The following is an 18,008-nucleotide window of genomic DNA, read 5'->3' on the forward strand; positions in this document are numbered from 1 at the left end:
ATACAATGTCATTTGGAGCAATTCCCTGAGAACTTTTACGCAAGGGACAAAAATTGCATTACAATGGCGCTTATTTTAAGAAATGGTTGTAGTTTAGGCAGATCATGAGCCCATCAAACCAAAAACGTACACGAGCAAAAATCTGTGGAATTACTCGCATTCAAGATGTTCAGGCAGTTGTTGCTGCTGGAGCAGATGCGATTGGTTTTGTTTTTTTCCCGCCAAGTCCAAGACATGTAACGGTTGAACAGGCCCAAGAATTAGCAAAAGTAATTCCACCTTATGTACAAATGGTAGGTTTGTTTGTAAATACGAGTGCTGCTGAAATTCAGGATGTACTTGATTGTGTTCCCCTAGATGTATTACAACTACATGGCGATGAAACTCCAGAACAATGTCAGGAAATTGCTCGCCATTGTAAACGTCGCTGGTATAAAGCGATTCAGGTTAAACCTGATCTGGATGTAGTTGCTGAAATTCAAAAATATCAGGCAGCTGGTGCCAGTGCTGTATTGCTCGATGCGTGGCATCCTGAGCTCAAAGGGGGCACAGGACATCAGTTTGACTGGTCTAAATTCCCAAAACTTGATATTCCCTTAATCTTGGCAGGTGGTTTAACCCCTGACAATGTCATTGACGCTATTCATACTACCGGTGCTTTTGCAGTAGATGTGAGCGGAGGCGTAGAGTCCGCAAAAGGTATAAAAGACCAACAACTCATTGAACGATTTATGCAAGGAGTCCAACGTGGATCAGCAAAACAATGTGATTGACTATACACAGTACCCAGATGCTGCAGGGCATTTCGGTATCCATGGCGGACGTTTTGTGTCAGAAACTTTAATGGCGGCATTAGAAGATTTAGAAAATCTCTATTCCCGCATGAAAAATGATGAACAGTTTTTGGCAGAATTCGACCGTGACCTCGCCTACTATGTAGGTCGTCCTAGTCCACTTTATTATGCTGAGCGATGGTCAAAAGAGTTAGGTGGTGCGCAAATTTACCTTAAACGTGAAGACTTGAACCATACAGGCTCACACAAGGTAAACAATACGATTGGTCAGGCGTTATTGGCAAAGCTTTCTGGTAAAAAACGTATTATTGCCGAAACTGGTGCTGGGCAGCATGGTGTAGCAACAGCAACAATTGCAGCACGTTTAGGTCTTGAATGTGTTGTTTATATGGGTGCTGAAGACGTTAAGCGTCAAGCGATGAACGTTTATCGTATGCGTTTGTTGGGTGCTACAGTTGTTCCTGTACAAAGCGGCTCTAAAACGCTGAAAGACGCCATGAACGAAGCGATGCGTGACTGGGTAACCAACGTTGATACGACGTACTATGTGATTGGTACAGTTGCAGGTCCGCATCCATATCCTCAACTCGTTCGTGACTTCCAGTCGATTATTGGTCGTGAAGCACGTAAACAGATTTTGGAACAAGCAGGTCGCTTACCAGATGCATTAGTTGCCTGTGTAGGTGGTGGTTCAAATGCAATGGGCTTGTTCTATCCATTCTTAAACGATGCCAACGTGAAAATGTATGGTGTTGAAGCAGCTGGTTTTGGTATTGAAACTGGTAAACACTCTGCGCCATTAAATGCGGGTCATGTGGGTGTATTGCACGGTAACCGTACTTACTTGATGAGTGATGAACAAGGCCAGATTATTGAGACACATAGTATCTCGGCGGGCCTTGATTATCCGGGTGTCGGTCCTGAACATAGCTTCTTGAAAGATATGAAGCGCGTAGAATACGTGCCGATTAATGATACAGAAGCTTTGCAAGGTTTTCGTGATTTAACCAAAATCGAAGGGATTATTCCTGCACTTGAAAGCTCTCATGCGATGGCCTATGTGTCTAAGCTTGCACCGACGATGTCTAAAGATCAGATTATTATTGCGACTGTTTCAGGTCGTGGTGACAAAGATTTAATGACAGTTGCACGCATTGATGGCGTAGAAATGGTCGAGATGTAAGAGGATACAATGCCAAGTTTGTTTATGGTGATGTTAGGTGGGCGTCATGCACGTGCTAATACAGAAGTTCATGATGTAGTCATGGCGGTAGGAGATACTTTGGAAGAAGTTTATCCTCAACTTAAACAGGCTTGGTTTGGTGAGGCTCAAGGATTGCATATTGATGCTTGGGCCAAGCTCTCAGGAGTTAGCTCTCAAGGACAAAATTATCAAATTCACTTTACAGATGCTGCTCCACAACCAGATGATTTAAAATTATATTTAATTAATCTGGGGGGATATAATGCAAGTGAATTCGGTGAACTTCACCGTTATGAGTTTGTGGTTGCACCGAATGCGGTAGTTGCCAAACAATTAGGTAAACAATTTATAGATCGGCAGTGGCAAAAAGCACATACAGATCGAGTCATTGATATTGATGACTGCTTAGCAATAGATTGTGTAGCAGGGCGCTATATTCATTTAATAAAAGGCGATTTTGCTGAAACAATTTGGGAAAATACGTATTTGACCGTGGTATAGGTCATTTGAAATCTAATATTCATATGGAAGTGGGTAAATGGATTTAATTCAAGAAAATGGACAGCCTCGCTACGGGCGTTTTGAATCTGTACCGTCAACCATTCACGTACAACATTATATTTATAAAACCCCTTACGGTAAGGTCCTTAAAGGCTGGCGTAAGCAATTAAAATATAAAAAAATTAAATTCTGCGGCATTCAACATAAACACTATAGTATTGGTCTGGCAATTGCAGATATTGGCTGGGTTGGGCACGGTTTTTTCTATATTTATGACCATGAAACAGAGCAAGTCATCGAGTGGAATGCGATTCAGCCTTTGGGGCATAAAACCTACCTTGATGAACAGCCCTTATTTAATCAAAGTTATTTTTCTAAATCGCCTTATCAGTTTGATATCCAGCATGCGAATGGTGTGCGATACATTCGAGTCACTAAATATGGTGAGATTCAGCTTAGCGCTCGTATTTTTTGTGCTGGAACCGATATATTAAGTTTGTGTACACCAACTGGCATCAATGGTTGGACTTATACCCAAAAGCAGACCACATTGGCTGTAGAGGGAATGTTTATTAATAAGCAAAACCAAGTCGTACAATTTGATGAAAAGACATTTGCCTCTTTAGATGATACCTGCGGTTTTTTGCGACCTGAAACGGCTTGGTTCTGGCTTTCATGTAATTTCTGGGATGAGCAAGGGCGTCGTATTGGTTTAAATTTAGCTTCTGGTGTTAATGAAAGTTTTGGTAATGAAAATTGCTTATGGATTAACGGAGTTTTATTTCCACTAACTGATATTTTATTTGAAAAAGTAAATGATGAGCTTTGGCAAATTAGCTCTTTAGATCAAAAACTTAATCTCCAAGTGCATATTGGTTGGTGCCGATACGAAAATATTAATTTAAGAATGATTGGCAGTCAGTTTAACCAGTGGCAAGCTAAAATTAGCGGAACGATTGAGCATGAGGCAACCGATATCATCAATTGCAATGAGCAATACGGTTTACTAGAACAACATTATGCAAAATGGTAACAAGCAGGTTATAAACCTGCTTGCCAGAATGCCTCACCAGCTGCAATAGGATCATTGGTCTTTTCGAGTGTTTCAATCCAAACAGGATATTGACGAATGACTGGATGCTGACTTGGATGAAAGTCTTTTTTAAACCAATCTAAATATTGGTTTTTCATAGCGGTTAATGTGCCATTTTTGCCAAAGAACCAAGGTAAACCTTTAAGATTCATCAAGAGTCTTTCTCTTGGACTAAAGCCATCACATTTCAACATGATGTTGGTGCGATAGAGTGTAAAGCCAAACATCAGTACTGTTGTAAGAACCAATACAAAACGACGAGTTGACTCAGGAACTTCACCCACCTGTTTCATGACATCAAAAGCAACATCGCGGTGCTCCATCTCTTCAATGGCATGCCAAGCAAACAGTGCTCGGACATAGGGGTGAGCATTTTCCAAAGTTTTTTTATGGCTATAAAAGGTTTCTGCCATTAGCGCTGTTAAATGTTCCGCTGCCGCTGTCATCGCAATATTGTATTGTGGTGAGCGTTTGGTGAGTTCAAAACGAAAAATTCTTTTAAGTGTGGCTGTGAACTGGTCAACAGGCATACCTTGCTCTTTCATGAGCTGATTCATTTTGTCATGAGCAATACCGTGTTGAGCTTCTTGTTTAATAAAGTCTGCAACCCGTTTTTGTAGTTCGGGATCATCAATTTTGTCTCGGAACATACGGACACATTCAATAAAATAACGCTCTCCATCTGGAAAGGTTAAGCTGAGCGCATCAAACATACGAGTCAAAAAAGGATCATTATTAAACCAAAAGCGAGGCGCTTCGTTTAAATGAAAATCCAGATCTTTACGAACTACTGGCTCGACCTGATAAGAAACATGTGCGTTCATATTTTTATTTCTCGCATCTAACATGTTCATTAGTATGTCGCTAATAGTCGGCTTTGTTTTGACAGTTATTGCCAATTTTTATACAGTTTGCGACAAGATGGCATTAAAAAAAGGATGAGCCATGCAGGATTTTACGATTTCAAATGGCTACTTTTATCTTTGGAATACTTATCTAAAAGAAAAAGGAATCGATTGGCAGGCATTAAACCTTACAGATGTTCAGGCCCGTCAAGTTCAAAATATTTTAGCTTCATCTATTGATGCTCAATCTTCTTTAAACTTTTTTCTTGAACTTTTAGAGCTGACAGAGTCTCGTCTACAAGTTTCTAATTTAGCCCTAGAAATGGCAACTTGTATTACACCTGCCAATTTTGGTGTACTGGGATATATGGCTTCTCGGAGTGGGAGCTTTGCAGAGGTTCTTGAATATGTCATGAAATTCCATCGTCTCGTGATTGACGGTGAGCAAGTCGTGCCTATGCAAGTTGAACAAGATGCTTCTAATATCCGTTTGTATTGGCCCTTAGTTGATGCCAGTAATATCATACTTTGTGAGCTGACTTTAGCTGCTATGGTTCAGCTTGCTAAACAAATTGCTCCTTTCCATGATTTTCTCTTGCAGCATGTTGAGTTTGTGCACCGCTCACGTGGTCCATTAGTTCACTATCAGCGTTTCTTTCAATGTAAATTATCATTTGAGCAACCTTACTATGCATTAACTTTTGCAAGTGAGGGATTGAATGTTCGTCCTCGACATGCAGACCCCAGCTTAATGCAACTTTTAGTGAAACAAGCAGAAGAGGCATTAGCTCAGCGGAAAATACATACAGATTTAGCCCAGCAAATACATTGGATTGTTCATGAATATTTTAAACACAAGCAACAAGCCCCTAAAATAGAGGATATTGCCATCGAGTTGAATATTTCAGTACGAAGCTTGCAGCGTCAATTACAGTCATTAAATACTTCATTTAAATTAATTTTAGATACTGAACGCATGAAACGCTGTGAAATATTACTTCACCAAAATGAAAGCCTCACCACAATTGCTGAACAGTTGGGATATTCGGATCAGTCGGCACTTGCACGGGCTCATAAAAATTTGACAGGACAAACTTTACTCACGCGGAAAAGGGAATTACAACTCGCCAATAAAAATATTGCGAAATAAGTTTTGTGTGATTATTTTTTGATCGGACGGCAATCTAATAATGGCTCGAAAATAGGAAGCTTTGATCATTGAGAAAAGTTTCAAAATATTGATAAATGTACACCATGGGTTGTATGAATCATACAATCGAATATCGCCATAACGTTAGACCTGTTCAATGGACAAAAAATAGCGTTAAAATGCGATGTTCTTGTATTTCTACAAACAACTCCTCAATTTTAAATAATTCAAGGAAAGCACAACCCTATGTCACGTCTTGCCACCCGTTTTGAAAAGCTTAAGTCCCAACAACGTAAAGCGCTTGTATCTTATGTTATGGCGGGTGATCCACAGCCACAAGTAACGGTTCCGTTACTGCATAAAATGGTTGCAGCAGGAGTAGATGTCATTGAGCTTGGTTTACCATTTTCAGATCCAATGGCTGATGGTCCGGTAATTGCGCTTGCAGCTGAACGTGCGCTTGCGGCAGGGACTAACACGTTGGATGCACTCAACATGGTAAAAGAGTTCCGTGAGCAGGATCAGGAAACACCTGTTGTTTTAATGGGTTATCTGAATCCGGTTGAAGTGATTGGTTACGAGAAGTTTGTTTCTCATGCGAAACAATGTGGTGTAGATGGCTTATTACTTGTGGATTTACCACCAGAAGAGTCAAAAGAATTTGGTGCGGTGTTGAAACAACATGATATGGACCAAATTTTCTTACTTGCACCAACTTCTACAGATCAACGCATTCAACATGTGACAAATCAGGCAAGTGGTTTTATTTACTACGTTTCACTTAAGGGTGTAACTGGAGCAGCAACACTTGATACGGCAGAAGCTGCTGCACGTATTCAAAAAATCAAAAATGCCACTAATATTCCAGTGGGTGTTGGTTTTGGTATTAGTGATGCCGCTTCAGCAAAAGCAATGGGTAGCGTTGCTGATGCCGTGATCGTAGGTAGTGCTTTCGTTAAAAATTTTGCAACGTTGGCAGCGGATGACGCTGTTGAACAGACGGTGAGTAAAGTCAAGGAGCTTCGAGCAGCGCTCGATGAGTTAGTATGAATCAAGAAGTGAAACCAGGGAAAGTTCTTAGCCCTTCGACACCATGGACAAAACGTCCGGTTCCAGGTATTGAAGTAGCAGATGAGCAACAAATTCTCAAAGCAACATTTACTGAGCCAACGATTGAATGTCCTGAATGTCATGCACTAGTGACACGTACAGCAATTTCTTTCAATGCATATGTTTGTCCGCAATGCGACGAACACTTACGAATGAAAGCTCGTGACCGCTTGAACTGGTTCTTTGATAATGTTGTAACTGAATTGGGTCAAGAATTTACTGCAAAAGATCCATTAAAGTTTGTTGACTCTAAACCGTATCCAGATCGTATGCGTGAAGCGCAAAGCAAAACTGGTGAAACGGAAGCGTTAATTGCCATGCAAGGTAACTTAAATGGCGTAGATATGATTGCATGTGCTTTTGAGTTCGACTTTATGGGCGGCTCAATGGGTACAGTTGTCGGTGACCGTTTTGTAAAGGCCGCCGAGCTTGCAATTGAAAAACGTCAGCCATTAATCTGTTTCGCAGCTTCTGGCGGCGCGCGTATGCAAGAAGGTATGTTGTCGCTTATGCAAATGGCGCGTACTTCTGCCGCGATTCAAAAATTAAAAGATGCTGGCTTACCATATATCGTTGTGTTAACACATCCTGTGTATGGTGGTGTAACAGCTTCTTTAGCAATGTTGGGTGATATTCATATTGCTGAACCTAAAGCGATGATTGGCTTTGCTGGTAAGCGTGTAATTGAGCAGACTGTACGTGAAACTCTTGAAGAACCGTTCCAACGTGCTGAATATTTGCTTGATCATGGTGTAATCGATCAGATTGTTCATCGTCATGCTTTACGTGATACTGTATCTCGACTTGTATCGAAATTGATGAACTTACCTTGAACCAACAAGCTCCACTTTCAATAGACTCTTTAGATACATGGCTCAATTATTGGAGCCATGTTCACGTTACAGGGATAGATCTTGGTCTGGAACGTGTAATTCCTGTTGCAGAAAAGCTGGGTGTAACTCAGCCTCATGCTAAAGTTTTTACAGTAGCCGGAACGAATGGTAAAGGCTCAACCACAACCACACTGGCTGCGATATTAAACGCACAAGGTTATAAAGTTGGGTTATATCAGTCACCGCATATCTATCGCTTTAATGAGCGAGTTAAATTAGGTGGGGTAGAAGTCGATGATCAAATTCTGATTGATGCTTTTGTTCAAGTCGATCAGGCTCGTCGCGATTGTGATTTAAGCTTATCTTTTTTTGAAGCAACCACTTTGGCTGCTTTTGTTATTTTTAAACAACAACAATGTGATGTATGGGTGCTTGAAGTTGGTCTGGGCGGACGCTTAGATGTTGTCAATGTGATTGATCCCGACATTGCAGTAATTACTAATATTGGCCTAGATCACACAGATTGGCTAGGCGATACCGTCGAAAAAATTGCTTTTGAAAAAGCAGGCATTATTCGTCCATATATTCCGGTTATCTTCGCGGGTGAGCAACCATTGCCGCAAGCAATTCAAGATAAAGCACAAAGTTCACAAGCAGACTTATATACCGTTAATCGTGATTATTTTTATAAGCTCGCAGAAGATGGACAAAACTGGTACTTTGCTTCGGAAGGAACCACTTTAAAACTTCCTTTAGGTACATTAGCGATTGAAAATATTGCAGGAGCGGTTGCGGCCATTTTAAATAGTGGACTTGAGATTTCTCAGTCAGCATTAGAAAAAGGTATCCAATCTGCTCGCTTAGCTGGACGTTTTGAACAGCGTCAAGTGGATGGGAAGACGGTCATTTTTGATGCTGGGCACAATCCACATGGTGTTGAATTTTTGTTAAAGCAATTGCGAAATTTCTTAGAATACAATAAACAGTACACAGAAGTTGTCGCAGTATTTTCAATGCTGGCAGATAAAGATATAAAATCAGTAGTCGATTTATTGAAACCTACTGTTTTACATTGGAAAATTGCTGAATTGAATGTGCCGCGTGCTGCACCGATTCAGCAACTCAATGATGCCTTGCAAGGCCAGACAGTACAACAATATGGCAATATCAAAGAGGCTTTTAAATCAGCGCTTGAGCAAACAAATAACAATCAGCTGATTTTGGCCTGTGGTTCGTTTCATACTTTAGAAGCGATTTGGGAGTATTTGGAAGAATGTCAATGAATAACAAACAACGCTGGATGGGTGGCGTTGTTTTACTAGGAGGTGGTGTTTTATTGGCAGCATTGCTTCTAAAAGGAAATGAGGAAATAAAACAGGTTGAAGCTCAACCATCCGCATCCACATCGCCAAAAACTCAAACTAAACCAAAACAGACAACTGAAGGGCAAATGGTACAACTACAACCGCTTGCGGTTGATGTTGAAACTGAAAAACGTTTGCTAGAAGAACAGCGTCGTGCGCGTGAAAAGGCCGTTGCTGAACAAGAAGCACGTGCAGCTGAGTTCTTAGCAATGCAGCAGCAAGCTGAAGCTGATGCTGCTCGTAAAGCTGCAGCAGAGTACGCTGCTATTAATGCGCGCCGTACAGCGGCTCAAGAAAGTTCAGATAATATTCCACCGGAGTTAGTGGGTGAGGCGAAAGCTAAAAACCAGCAAACCAATACGGTGAATAAAACAACTGATACTTCAAAAATAGATGCAGACAAAAAAGCTGCTGAAGCAAAACGCCAAGCAGAAGCAGACAAGAAAGCGGCTGATGCTAAACGACAGGCAGAAGCAGACAAAAAAGCAACTGAAGCAAAACGTCAAGCGGAAGCAGACAAGAAAGCAGCTGAAGCTAAACGACAGGCAGAAGCTGATAAAAAGGCTGCAGAAGCGAAACGCCAAGCAGAAGCAGACAAGAAAGCTGCAGAAGCGAAACGCCAAGCAGAAGCTGAGAAAAAAGCTGAAGCTGAAAAAGCGCGTGAGCTGCTTGAAAATGGCGATAAAAAGTGGATGGTTCAAGTCGCTTTGGCTGCTAACCAAGCCAATGCAGATGCAGTTGTTTCTAAATTACGAGCTAAAGGCTATAAGGTCACTACAAGCCCAACCAGTAAGGGTATTCGTATTATGGTTGGACCTGCAAAAGACCGTGATACAGCAGATGCTGCGCGTAAGAAAATTACTTCTGATTCAAGTTTAAACATGAAATCAGCGTGGGTGATTGACTGGGTACCGTTAGACCAACGTTAACCAAATTAAAAATTCCACTCAAGATGTCACTAAGATGGATTCGACAGTTGCTGTTGAATCCATCTTACATTTTCAGGTGTAAATAATCGGTCAATGTTCTTCCAAATAATATGATAACCGTAACCCCCTTGTTTCATTTCCTTAACCGCATCATTAATTGCCCAATTTTCAAAAATAATGCGATACATGGCAACGCTGGCCCCTGTACGATCTGAACCATGGTAGCAGTGCAATAAAACGCGCTGATCATTCTGCTTGGCAATTTTGATTTGTTGCATGACTTCTAAGAGATCTTGTCGGTCAATTGCCCAAGTGTTGATAGGAATATGTACAAGATTAAAATTTTCATTTTTAAAAACTAAACTATCTGCGTCTTTGGCTCTTAAATTAATGATCGTTCCAATTTGATGATCCTTTAATTCAGAAATCATTGCTGTATCAGGTTGTTCACTGCGATAAACATCATTACTAATTTGATAAAAGTTATGAGTCTGAGAAACTAAGCTTCCCCAATCTTGTGGTCGATGCTCATGGGCGATACTTTCGTGCTGCATACACCCTTGTAAACTTATACAGATGACAAGTGTAAGGAGCGATAATTTTTTCATTTTTGATACCGTTTCAGCTCATCAGGGTCGTGAGCACAAATTATTTCAATCTTGGGTTCATGTTGAGCTAAATGCTGTAAACGCTTGAGGTTAAAAAGACGCTTTTCATTATCTTCTGCAAATGTTTTTTCCACCAGACCAAGTGATCTTAATTTATTTTTAGGGTTTAACTCTAGGTGTGAGTAGTAGGCATCTCCACAAAATAATACCCATTGATTTTGTTGCTTTATGGCAATCCCGCAATGTCCAGCTGTATGTCCTAACAGCGGTATCATTAAAATTTCATCTTGAAACAGCGGAAAACCTTTAACTTTTTCGAGGTTGAACCATGCTTCACCTTTTTGATATTCAACGAAGTTCCAATACCGATGATCTTTATATTGATTGGTTCTATAGCGAAGTTTGCCTTTAAAATTTGGAAGTTGGGCAGCGTTGTATTCTGCTGCTAAAACATGAACTGTGGCATGAGGAAAATCTGAGATACCACCAGCATGGTCGAAATCAAGATGAGTGACAAAAATATGCTGTACATCTTTGGGACTAAACCCGAGCTTTTGGATTTGTTGGATCGCACTAAATTCAATATTATGCTCAATATTGCCTAAGCGTTTAACTAATGAGCCTAGGCGCTGCTTCATATGTAAGTAATCTTGCAAGCCAAAGCCAGTATCGATAAGCACTAAGCCTCGATCAGTTTCAACTAAAAGACAATGACAGATTACCTCAGCTCGGAAGCCTTTTTGTCCAAATAAGGGGGCACAAACTGGGCACATACTGCCACACTTTAAATGATGAATTTTATAGATCATGATTTTTATTTTTTTACCAAATCGTTTCGAGTTATAACTGATCTAAACAATAAAAACCATGAGTATTCAATACATAAATAAAAAAGCCATCACTACGGATGACTTTTTCGGGTGTGATATTTAATCTAAATGTGCCTACGCGCTTCGCTTGTCTTGTAAGGAATTTTTCAGATGCTTGCCTACGCACTGCGTTTGTCTTGCAAGCAATAAAACCTTTAGTCGGTTTTATTGCTTTCAGGCTGTGGCGTGAGGCGTAAATAAGGTTTAACAGCCGTATAACCTTTAGGGAAACGTTGTTTAATTTCTTCTTCATCTTTAAGTGATGGCACAATCACGACATCTTCACCTTGCTGCCAGTTCGCAGGCGTAGCGACTTTATGTTTATCTGTTAATTGTAATGAATCCACAACACGTAAGACTTCATTAAAATTTCGGCCCGTCGAAGCAGGGTAGGTAATGATTAAGCGAACTTTTTTGTTAGGATCAATAATCACTAATGAGCGCACTGTTAGAGTTTCACTGGCATTAGGGTGAATGAAGCCATAGAGCTCAGATACTTTACGATCTTTATCTGCAATGATTGGAAAGTTTACAGTTGTGTTTTGTGTTTCATTAATATCGTTGATCCAACCTTTATGAGACTCTACATCATCTACAGACAAAGCAATCGCTTTAACATTACGCTTCGTAAATTCATCTTTTAATTTTGCTGTGTAACCTAACTCTGTTGTACATACTGGCGTATAGTCGGCTGGATGTGAAAATAAGATTCCCCAACTATCCCCTAAAAAATCATAAAAATTAATTGGGCCTTCGCTCGATTCTTGTTGAAAATCGGGGGCAGTGTCTCCTAATCGTAGTGTCATGATATTTCCTCAATTGCTCATAATTTGTTATTCGATTGAATGAATATGCAGCATTTACTTTATGATTAAAATTATTGTTTTTATATTTTATTATGAAATTTTTATATAAGTGTAAATATATATGACTAAAACTCATTATTTTAAGTGCTTAATCAATGTAACTTTAAGGTAAATTTGCTAAATTAGATTTCTCGGAAGTTATGCTTAATAGATGAGCGTTAATGGTGTGTTTTTGGTGCTCGGCACATTAAGGGGAGATTAGATGAATGAAAAACCATTCGTCTAACTATCAGATTTTTTTTAGGGGTTTTGTGCAAACCCCTTGTACTTCAAATTTCTGGCACCATAATAAACGACTGAGAAAAAGTTTATTCATTTGACCAAGCAAGATTTAGAGAGTTTATCCATGTTGGCAAGTCTGATCGGAGGTATCTTCGGTACAAAAAATGAGCGTGAACTCAAACGCATGCGCAAAATTGTTGAGCAAATCAATGCGCTCGAGCCGACGATATCAGCTTTAAGCGATGCAGACTTATCTGCAAAAACTCCAGAATTCAAACAACGTTATAATAATGGCGAAAGTTTAGATAAATTACTTCCAGAAGCGTTTGCAGTTTGTCGTGAAGCTGCTAAGCGTGTGATGGGTATGCGTCACTATGACGTTCAGTTAATCGGTGGTATTACCTTACATGAAGGTAAGATTGCCGAAATGCGTACCGGTGAAGGTAAAACCCTTATGGGTACTCTGGCGTGTTATTTAAACGCTTTGAGTGGCCAAGGTGTACATGTCATTACTGTGAACGATTATTTGGCACAGCGTGATGCCGAATTGAACCGCCCATTATTTGAATTTTTGGGTCTATCAATTGGTACGATTTATTCAATGCAAGGTCCGTCAGAAAAAGCGGAAGCTTATCTTGCAGATATTACTTACGGTACCAATAACGAATTCGGTTTTGACTACTTACGTGATAACATGGTGTTTTCTTTAGCAGAAAAGAAACAACGTGGTTTGCACTATGCCATTATCGATGAAGTTGACTCCATCTTAATTGATGAGGCTCGTACACCATTAATTATTTCTGGTCAAAGTGAAGACTCTTCGCATCTGTATTCTGCAATCAATACGATTCCTCCTAAATTACATCCGCAAAAAGAAGAAAAAGTTGCAGATGGTGGGCATTTCTGGATTGATGAAAAGCAGCGTTCAGTTGAAATGACCGAGGTTGGTTATGAAACTGTTGAACAAGAACTTATTCAGATGGGCTTGTTGGCTGAAGGCGAAAGCTTATATTCAGCAACAAACCTAAACCTTGTTCACCATGTATCTGCTGCCATTCGTGCACATTTCCTATTCCAACGTGATGTTCACTACATCATTCATGATGGTGAAGTGGTTATTGTCGATGAGCATACGGGCCGTACGATGCCGGGTCGTCGTTGGTCAGAAGGTTTGCATCAAGCTGTTGAAGCAAAAGAAGGCTTAGAAATTCAGCCTGAAAACCAAACTTTAGCGACAACAACATTCCAGAACTACTTCCGTCTTTATAAAAAGCTTTCAGGTATGACAGGTACTGCTGATACTGAAGCTGCGGAAATGAAAGAAATTTACGGTCTTGACGTTGTGATTATTCCAACTCACCGTCCAATGATTCGTAACGACCAAAACGATTTAATTTATTTAAACCGTAACGGCAAATATAACGCGATTATTCAAGAAATTATGAATATTCGTGGGCAGGGTGTTGCTCCAATTCTTATTGGTACAGCAACCATTGAAGCCAGCGAAATTTTATCTTCTAAGTTAATGCAAGCTGGTATTCATCATGAAGTTTTGAACGCAAAACAACATGAGCGTGAAGCTGACATTATTGCTCAAGCGGGTAGCCCGAATGCAGTAACGATTGCAACTAACATGGCTGGTCGTGGTACGGATATTATCTTGGGTGGTAACTGGAAAGCGAAACTTGCCAAACTTGAGAACCCAACTGCAGAAGATGAAGCACGTCTAAAAGCGCAATGGGAACAAGACCATGAAGATGTATTGCAAGCAGGTGGTTTGCATATCATTGGTTCTGAACGCCATGAATCACGTCGTATTGACAACCAGTTACGTGGTCGTGCCGGTCGTCAGGGTGACCCTGGTGTTTCTCGTTTCTATTTATCTCTTGAAGATGACCTGATGCGTATTTTCGCAGGTGACCGTGTCGTTGGTATGATGCGCGCGATGGGTTTAAAAGAAGACGAAGCGATTGAACATAAAATGGTGAGCCGTTCGATTGAGAATGCTCAGCGTAAAGTTGAAGCGCGTAACTTCGATATTCGTAAGAACTTATTGAAATACGATGATGTGAATAATGAACAGCGTAAGATCATTTATTCTCAACGTGATGAAGTATTAGCTGAAAATACCTTAAAAGAATATGTTGAAGAAATGCATCGTGAAGTGATGCAAGGCATGATTGCTAACTTTATTCCACCAGAGTCAATTCATGACCAGTGGGATGTGGAAGGTTTAGAAAATGCTTTACGTATTGATTTAGGTATTGAGCTACCAGTTCAGGAATGGTTAGACCAAGATCGTCGTTTAGATGAAGAAGGTTTGGTTGAGCGTATTAGTGATGAAGTGATTGAGCGTTATCGTCAGCGCCGTGCTCAAATGGGTGATGAATCTGCAGCAATGCTTGAGCGCCATTTCGTTTTAAACTCTCTTGATCGCCATTGGAAAGATCACTTGGCTGCAATGGATTATTTGCGTCAAGGTATTCACTTACGTGGCTATGCGCAAAAGAACCCTGAGCAAGAATATAAGAAAGAAGCTTTCAACCTGTTCGTAAACATGTTGGGTATTATTAAAACTGATGTTGTGACTGATTTGTCTCGTGTACATATCCCAACACCAGAAGAACTTGCAGAAATGGAAGCTCAACAACAGCAGCAAGCTGAATCAATGAAGCTTTCTTTTGAACATGATGATGTAGATGGTTTAACTGGTGAAGTTACACTTTCTCAAGAAACCATGAACGAGTCTGCCGATCAGCAAGCTTTCCCTGTTCCAGAAAGCCGTAATGCCCCATGCCCATGTGGTTCAGGACTAAAATATAAGCAATGTCACGGTAAGATCTAATCTGCCTTCTCAAAAAAAGCAGAACAATTGTTCTGCTTTTTTTATGTTTGTAGTAAGCCTGTGAATAATGTTTGCAGTTTTAAGCATTAAATGCTATTTACTTCTCATCCAGAGTGTATGTTGGAAAGACAATGAAAAAAGTATTACAACCTTTATTTTTAACTGTTCTTGCTGTACCAAGTTTTGTTTTTGCAGCAGAAGCAGCTTCAGCCCCTCAAACGACAACGGTTGACAAAGTACTTGCAGCAAAAGGCCCAACTTCGGCTCAAGCTGTAGTGAAGCAAGAAAATACTACAGTGATTAGTCCACGTACAGGTATTCGCTATACGTTGGGTAACACAGGTAATCGCCCAATTATCTTACAAACTACAGCGATTGCTCCGGCAAACTCAGCAAACATTAATCGAATTGTGGCAAGCAACCCAGCTCTCTCTGCAAAAAGCCAAGAAAAAGCAAAAGTTGCTTTAATCGGTGAAGCAGCTGTAGCAGGACCAGCAGCAGTTGCAGCAAGCAATGTAACAGCGCCAGCTGCAACAAATAGTGTTGCTCCAGCAAATCCTGCATCAATGAACTAATTCATATACGTATAAAAAGCCAGTTCAAATTGAACTGGCTTTTTTATGGGGGTGTCTTTAAAACTTTAAATCTGATTATTTACATCATCATTTTTTGTTTCACGAATGAGTAAGAACGCAACTAATGATAAAAGTGATGCAGCAGTCAGATAATAACCAACTGCATATAAACCATAAGTTTCAGCAAGCTTAGTCGCAATCAGTGGGGCAAAGGATGCACCAAAAATACCAGCCAAGTTAAAAGTTAATGCTGAACCTGTATATCGAACTGAAGTTGGGAAAAGTTCAGAAAGAACTGTACCAATTGGACCATATGTTAAGCCCATAATTGCCAAGCCAGTACATAAGAAAAGGAAAACGATTAAAGTATTTCCAGACTCTAACATACTAGAGAAGAACAAGCCGAAAATCGCAGCAGCAATACAAACGCCAATAGAAGTTGTTTTTCGACCAAATTTTTCTGCAAAAATAGCCGATAAAGGAATGAATGCGGCAAAGCAAAGTGTGGCAAACAATTGAAGTTCTAAAAACTCTCCACGCGCATAACCCAGTTTAGTGGTTCCCCAGTTTAAGGCAAATACGGTAGTAAGATAGAACACAACAAAGGTGCAGATTGCTGCAACTGTACCAAGAATAAGCTTACCTGTATGTTTGGTTAAAACTTCTTTAAATGGAATATTAACTTCTTTTTGCTTATCTAAGACTTTCTGGAAAGCTGGAGTTTCATGAAGTTTTAAACGAATATATAAGCCAACAATAACCAATACAGCACTGGCAATGAATGGAATACGCCAACCCCATTGCATGAATGCTTGCTCAGGAATAACTGCACTCAATAATAAGAATGAACCTGTTGCCAGAATAAAGCCAATTGGAGCACCTAGTTGCGGAAACATGCCGTACCATGCTCTTTTACCTTCTGGGGCATTTTCAGTCGCTAATAATACTGCGCCACTCCATTCACCACCTAAGCCTAGTCCTTGTCCTAAACGACAAACAGCTAATAGTAATGGTGCGACAATCCCGATTTGAGCATAAGTCGGAAGTAAACCAATACATACGGTTGAAATACCCATGGTCAATAAAGCTGCAACTAATGTGGCTTTACGACCATTACGATCTCCTAGATGGCCAAATAATGCGGCACCGATAGGACGAGCAATAAAGGCAATTGCAAAGGTTGCCAGAGATTGTAAGACTGCGGCACTGCCACTACTAGCTGGGAAAAATAGGTGAGGAAAGATAATCACGGCAGCTGTTGCATAGATATAAAAGTCGAAGAACTCAATAGTTGTACCGACTAAGCTTGCAAACAAAACTCGTGTTTTTGAATTAGTGGCTACTACAGGAGCAGCAGTCGCAGAAGTTGACTCCATATAAGTCCTTATATCCGTTAAAATTTATTTTTAATAGCTACTCTTTTTAAAGACGTATTTTTCTCAAAGAATAGCGTGAAAGAACATCATCCATGACTCTTTCAGGATCACTGAATATGAGTGAAAAATGGACTAAACTACGTACCAATAGATTGCAAGAAAATGTGCCCCTGCACCTAAAAGCACAAAAATATGCCAGATCGCATGGGTATATCTTACCTTTTTTAACGCGTAAAACAATGCTCCAACCGTATAAGCTAATCCGCCAATAATTAACAAAATCAACGCGTCTTTACTCAGATAGGTGCGCATATCATCCATAACAAAAACAGCAAGCCAACCCATAAGAACATAAGCAAGTAGCGAAATTTTCTGAAAACGATGAATAAAAACTAACTTGAAAAGTGTACCAATTGCAGCAATGCTCCAGAGAGCAATAAGTAAAATATGAGCTTTTTGTGTAGGTATAGCAATGCTTAAGAATGGGGTATATGTTCCCGCAATTAAATAATAAATAGCAGTATGGTCGAGTTTTTTATACCAGTAGCGTAGGTTTTGTGTTTGAGCAAAATGATAAAGTGTAGAACTGGTAAAAACTAAAATTAGGCTAAATGAATATACCCATAAACCTACCCACTGAGCAATAGAAAGATAAGATCCCTTTATAATTAAAAAGATAGAAGCTACAACTGCCATAACAACACCAGCACCATGACTATAGGCATTAAATAGTTCTTCTTTTGGATCGTAAGTTTCCAACACAGATTTACTCATAACTTTAATTTTTTTGATTAAAAATACAAATGTATAGAAATACAAAACAG

At 40.0% G+C, this 18,008-nt stretch carries 17 protein-coding genes; 11 read left to right on the forward strand and 6 right to left on the reverse strand.

From position 1 onward, the window contains the following. Nucleotides 1-104: 104 nt before the first annotated feature. Genes ACTJJG_RS07220 through ACTJJG_RS07235 form a run of 4 tightly spaced genes read left to right on the forward strand, consistent with a single transcriptional unit; the run spans nucleotide 105 to nucleotide 3,532 of the window. On the forward strand, nucleotides 105-773 hold the full coding sequence (locus tag ACTJJG_RS07220) for a phosphoribosylanthranilate isomerase (protein ID WP_032056705.1): 669 nt from the start codon (nucleotides 105-107) through the stop codon (nucleotides 771-773). Beyond that, on the forward strand, nucleotides 748-1,977 hold the full coding sequence (gene trpB / locus ACTJJG_RS07225; RefSeq protein WP_002116129.1) for a tryptophan synthase subunit beta: 1,230 nt from the start codon (nucleotides 748-750) through the stop codon (nucleotides 1,975-1,977). The genes ACTJJG_RS07220 and trpB overlap by 26 nt, the downstream gene beginning before the upstream one ends. 9 nt (nucleotides 1,978-1,986) lie before the next feature. Beyond that, a complete protein-coding gene (locus ACTJJG_RS07230) occupies nucleotides 1,987-2,499 on the forward strand; it encodes a DUF1543 domain-containing protein (protein ID WP_005072710.1) in 513 nt (170 codons plus the stop codon). 37 nt (nucleotides 2,500-2,536) lie between these two features. Beyond that, complete coding sequence (locus ACTJJG_RS07235; RefSeq protein WP_032062580.1) at nucleotides 2,537-3,532, forward strand: DUF2804 domain-containing protein; 996 nt, start codon at nucleotides 2,537-2,539, stop codon at nucleotides 3,530-3,532. 8 nt (nucleotides 3,533-3,540) lie between these two features. Here ACTJJG_RS07235 and ACTJJG_RS07240 read toward each other — a convergent pair whose 3' ends face one another. Next, nucleotides 3,541-4,416: a metal-dependent hydrolase gene (locus tag ACTJJG_RS07240; RefSeq protein ID WP_005072715.1), complete on the reverse strand. Its 876-nt coding sequence runs from the start codon at nucleotides 4,414-4,416 to the stop codon at nucleotides 3,541-3,543. 121 nt (nucleotides 4,417-4,537) lie between these two features. On the opposite strand from ACTJJG_RS07240, the gene ACTJJG_RS07245 reads away from it, so the two are divergent. The 5 genes from ACTJJG_RS07245 to ACTJJG_RS07265 all read left to right on the forward strand — a co-directional run bounded on the left by ACTJJG_RS07245 (nucleotide 4,538) and on the right by ACTJJG_RS07265 (nucleotide 9,823). Then, on the forward strand, nucleotides 4,538-5,587 hold the full coding sequence (locus ACTJJG_RS07245) for an AraC family transcriptional regulator (RefSeq protein ID WP_032062579.1): 1,050 nt from the start codon (nucleotides 4,538-4,540) through the stop codon (nucleotides 5,585-5,587). A gap of 246 nt (nucleotides 5,588-5,833) precedes the next feature. Continuing rightward, nucleotides 5,834-6,637: a tryptophan synthase subunit alpha gene (trpA, locus tag ACTJJG_RS07250; protein ID WP_032062578.1), complete on the forward strand. Its 804-nt coding sequence runs from the start codon at nucleotides 5,834-5,836 to the stop codon at nucleotides 6,635-6,637. Then, a complete protein-coding gene (gene accD, locus ACTJJG_RS07255) occupies nucleotides 6,634-7,530 on the forward strand; it encodes an acetyl-CoA carboxylase, carboxyltransferase subunit beta (protein ID WP_002116475.1) in 897 nt (298 codons plus the stop codon). Before trpA ends, accD begins: the two co-directional genes overlap by 4 nt. After that, nucleotides 7,527-8,813, forward strand: coding sequence for a bifunctional tetrahydrofolate synthase/dihydrofolate synthase (folC, locus tag ACTJJG_RS07260; protein ID WP_032056701.1), 1,287 nt, complete (start codon nucleotides 7,527-7,529; stop codon nucleotides 8,811-8,813). The genes accD and folC overlap by 4 nt, the downstream gene beginning before the upstream one ends. Continuing rightward, the gene (locus ACTJJG_RS07265; protein WP_032056700.1) at nucleotides 8,804-9,823 is read left to right on the forward strand and encodes an SPOR domain-containing protein; all 1,020 of its coding nucleotides are present in this window, start codon (nucleotides 8,804-8,806) and stop codon (nucleotides 9,821-9,823) included. The genes folC and ACTJJG_RS07265 overlap by 10 nt, the downstream gene beginning before the upstream one ends. 29 nt (nucleotides 9,824-9,852) lie before the next feature. Here the strand turns inward: ACTJJG_RS07265 and ACTJJG_RS07270 are convergent, their stop codons facing one another. The 3 genes from ACTJJG_RS07270 to ACTJJG_RS07280 all read right to left on the reverse strand — a co-directional run bounded on the left by ACTJJG_RS07270 (nucleotide 9,853) and on the right by ACTJJG_RS07280 (nucleotide 12,106). Continuing rightward, a complete protein-coding gene (locus ACTJJG_RS07270; RefSeq protein WP_032056699.1) occupies nucleotides 9,853-10,431 on the reverse strand; it encodes a dual specificity protein phosphatase family protein in 579 nt (192 codons plus the stop codon). Next, the gene (locus ACTJJG_RS07275) at nucleotides 10,428-11,240 is read right to left on the reverse strand and encodes an MBL fold metallo-hydrolase (protein WP_005804695.1); all 813 of its coding nucleotides are present in this window, start codon (nucleotides 11,238-11,240) and stop codon (nucleotides 10,428-10,430) included. The genes ACTJJG_RS07270 and ACTJJG_RS07275 overlap by 4 nt, the downstream gene beginning before the upstream one ends. A gap of 215 nt (nucleotides 11,241-11,455) precedes the next feature. Next, nucleotides 11,456-12,106, reverse strand: coding sequence for a peroxiredoxin (locus ACTJJG_RS07280; protein WP_005309671.1), 651 nt, complete (start codon nucleotides 12,104-12,106; stop codon nucleotides 11,456-11,458). A 406-nt stretch (nucleotides 12,107-12,512) separates the two neighbouring features. Between ACTJJG_RS07280 and secA the strand changes: the two genes are divergently transcribed. Continuing rightward, complete coding sequence (gene secA, locus ACTJJG_RS07285; RefSeq protein ID WP_032056698.1) at nucleotides 12,513-15,233, forward strand: preprotein translocase subunit SecA; 2,721 nt, start codon at nucleotides 12,513-12,515, stop codon at nucleotides 15,231-15,233. A 131-nt stretch (nucleotides 15,234-15,364) separates the two neighbouring features. Beyond that, nucleotides 15,365-15,808 (forward strand): hypothetical protein, encoded by a 444-nt coding sequence (locus ACTJJG_RS07290; RefSeq protein ID WP_002116535.1) that lies wholly within the window; start codon nucleotides 15,365-15,367, stop codon nucleotides 15,806-15,808. A gap of 65 nt (nucleotides 15,809-15,873) precedes the next feature. On the opposite strand, the gene ACTJJG_RS07295 is transcribed toward ACTJJG_RS07290, so the two are convergent. Further along, complete coding sequence (locus ACTJJG_RS07295; protein ID WP_440608919.1) at nucleotides 15,874-17,184, reverse strand: MFS transporter; 1,311 nt, start codon at nucleotides 17,182-17,184, stop codon at nucleotides 15,874-15,876. A gap of 132 nt (nucleotides 17,185-17,316) precedes the next feature. Then, on the reverse strand, nucleotides 17,317-17,958 hold the full coding sequence (gene trhA / locus ACTJJG_RS07300; RefSeq protein WP_032056697.1) for a PAQR family membrane homeostasis protein TrhA: 642 nt from the start codon (nucleotides 17,956-17,958) through the stop codon (nucleotides 17,317-17,319). Nucleotides 17,959-18,008 lie beyond the last annotated feature (50 nt).

Origin of the sequence: Acinetobacter sp. 22512 (assembly GCF_052044755.1) — a bacterium.
Taxonomy (GTDB): Bacteria; Pseudomonadota; Gammaproteobacteria; order Pseudomonadales; family Moraxellaceae; genus Acinetobacter; species Acinetobacter pittii.